Raw genomic sequence first — 2501 nt, 5'->3', positions numbered from 1 at the left:
GCTACGCTAAAGGAAGAAATACCGGCAATTCAAACATGTGAAGTTTATCATCCAGCAATAAGGAAGGAGTTGGTAGCTCCAGCGGTATTTGTAGAGCTTAGCGGTTTTGAAAAAGGAAATGATCCTGGAACAGAGGAATTAGCCATAAAAGCTAGATTTGAAGCAAGGATAGTAATTGATTCTACCATAGAAAATGCATCTCTTATTGTCAGATCATTGGCTAGCGAAGTTGCAAGAATAATAAACAAAAATACGTTTAATATGAACATTTCACCAGCAGAATTTATCTCCGCAGAACCAGATGGATTTAAACCAGAGTTAGATGCTTACTTAGTTTGGCTGATTGAATGGGTTCACGAGATACATCAAGGAAAATCAATTTGGGAAGAAGGAGAAATTCAGCCGCATAGCATTAATGTAGGTGAAAATGTTGGAAAATAACTTTGCTATTTCGGAATTACAAAGAAAATTAGCCAATATTATCCGTATTGGGATTATCAAAGAAGTGGATTATGAAAAAGCAAGAGTAAAAGTAAAAATCGGTGAAATTTTGACGAGTTGGCTCCCATGGATAACAAGTAGAGCTGGGAAAGATAGAAATTGGTCTCCACCTGATATCGATGAGCAAGTGATAGTACTTTCTCCGCTTGGTGAATTATCGTTAGGTGTAGTGTTATACGGAATATATCAACAAAAATATCCTGCTTTGGAAAGAGGAAAAGAAGTAAGCAGTTTTATGTTTCAAGATGGAACAAAGTTATCGTATGACAAAGAAACTCACCACCTTGAATTTGTTGTAGTTGATAAAATCACTTTAAGAGTTGGAGAATCGGAAATAGAAATGACAAAAAATAGTATAAAACTTAAAGCAACAAGAATAGATCTCAATTAATGTCAGGTATTGCAAGGTTATGGGATTACTGCGCAGAATCTGTACCTCATTTTTGTATTACTGGAAGCATAAATGTTTTTGTGAATGGCAAGCCAATTTGCCGCAAAGGAGATAATTTTACAGAAGAAAAAACATTAATAGATGGATCAAGAACAGTATTTGCAAATGGCTATGGTGTAGCAAGAATTGGTGACTTAGTTTCTTGTGGATTTAAGGTAATAATAGGAAGTTCTAATGTTTTTATAGGTGAAAAATGAGAGGAATGAATGCTAATACAGGAAAAGAATTAGAAGGAATTGAGCATCTCAAACAATCAATTATTGATATTCTGACTACACCAATTGGAAGTAGAGTAATGAGAAGAGATTATGCTATTTGAGTTAGCTGATAAGCCAATAAATAAGGATTTCACATTAGAGATTTATGCAGCTACTGCAGAAGCACTACAAAAGTGGGAAAAAAGATTTAAGGTAGAAAAAGTGAAGATCACAGAGGTAAAAGAAGGTAGAGTTACTCTTTCTTTAGAAGGAATATATTTACCAAATAACGAAAATATTGTGATTCTTGTATAAGAATGGAAGAACCTAATATTATTGAGAAATTAAACTTTGAAGAGATTTTTTCTAGAATGAAGGAAGAACTTGTTAGTAGAGATCCAACATTTACAGCACTCGTTGAAAGTGATCCAGTGATGAAGATTTTAGAAATAGCAGCATGGCGTGAATTACTCATTAGACAAAGGATTAATGAAGCAATAAAGAGTAATTTACTTAAATTTGCAATTGGTAGTGATCTTGATCATCTGGCTGAGTTTTATGGTGTTGAGCGAAAAGAGAAAGAAGAGGATGAAGCTTTTAGGAAAAGAATCAAGGCAAAAATAAAGGGCTTGGGAACTTAGGAAGTAAGGAACATTATCGCTATCATGCACTCTCAGCTGATATAAGATGCATTGGTCGAATCACCTATTCCTGGTAGTGTAAGAATATCAATCTTATCTACGGAGTTATCTACAGATATAGAAGAATTACTTAATATATTAAAAAAGCAAGTTGCTAGAGATGATATAAAGATTCTGACCGATACAATAGAAGTAGTAAATTGTACGATGATTCCAATAAATATTCACAGCAAAATTACAGCAATATCAGATGATATAATTGAAAGGGCGAAAGAACAATTTATTGAAAAGTTTGAATCTACTAAAAGATTAGGTTGTAATGTAACTAGGGCATGGATTGTCGCCCATCTTTTTACAGAAAGCGTAGAGAATATAGACTTAATAGAACCAAGGGAGGATATTATAATCAAAGGAAATGAGAGTGCTACTTTAAGAAATTTTAAGATTGAGAGGGTTTATAGTCTCTAAAGCGTATACGTCTATGTGGAGGAAGTCTGTCCATTTTGAGCATTACGATATTTTCTTTCTTTAAGCTTTACTGGATAAAAACTACCAATTTTATGTAGTCTGAAAGCTTGATCATCATCTAAATTTTGTAATTTGTCTTTTAAAATGCCTAAAAACTATAGCTTCAGCATGTTTTTCATTTGTGATGCCAAGCTGCTCTTTTTGTTTTAAAAGCTCATCGACAATTTCTTTCTTGCTCATATC

Annotated in this window: 4 protein-coding genes and 2 pseudogenes; 5 read left to right on the top strand and 1 reads right to left on the bottom strand. The window is 33.4% G+C overall.

The features are described 5' to 3' along the window. From V6U76_RS05085 to V6U76_RS05065, 5 genes and pseudogenes are all read left to right on the top strand, one after another. A partial coding sequence (locus V6U76_RS05085) for a hypothetical protein (protein ID WP_333024047.1) occupies positions 1–441 on the top strand: 441 nt, incomplete at its 5' end. After that, entirely contained in the window at positions 428–892 is a 465-nt protein-coding gene (locus V6U76_RS05080; protein WP_333024045.1) for a phage baseplate assembly protein V, read from the top strand. The genes V6U76_RS05085 and V6U76_RS05080, both read left to right, overlap by 14 nt. Then, the gene (locus tag V6U76_RS05075; RefSeq protein WP_333024044.1) at positions 892–1149 is read left to right on the top strand and encodes a PAAR domain-containing protein; all 258 of its coding nucleotides are present in this window, start codon (positions 892–894) and stop codon (positions 1147–1149) included. Before V6U76_RS05080 ends, V6U76_RS05075 begins: the two co-directional genes overlap by 1 nt. Beyond that, positions 1146–1464, top strand: a pseudogene (locus tag V6U76_RS05070) (GPW/gp25 family protein). The gene V6U76_RS05075 and the pseudogene V6U76_RS05070 overlap by 4 nt, the downstream one beginning before the upstream one ends. 2 nt (positions 1465–1466) lie before the next feature. Beyond that, positions 1467–2258: pseudogene (locus V6U76_RS05065) on the top strand (baseplate assembly protein). An 11-nt stretch (positions 2259–2269) separates the two neighbouring features. Here the strand turns inward: V6U76_RS05065 and V6U76_RS05635 are convergent. Then, the gene (locus V6U76_RS05635; protein ID WP_408647434.1) at positions 2270–2404 is read right to left on the bottom strand and encodes an HU family DNA-binding protein; all 135 of its coding nucleotides are present in this window, start codon (positions 2402–2404) and stop codon (positions 2270–2272) included. Between the last annotated feature and the right edge of the window lie 97 nt (positions 2405–2501).

The sequence above is a fragment of the Wolbachia endosymbiont of Pentidionis agamae genome, from assembly GCF_036711655.1.
Classification (GTDB): Bacteria; Pseudomonadota; Alphaproteobacteria; order Rickettsiales; family Anaplasmataceae; genus JAZHPY01.
The sequence above is the reverse complement of the archived record's forward strand: the minus strand, read 5'-3'. Positions and strand labels throughout refer to the sequence as shown.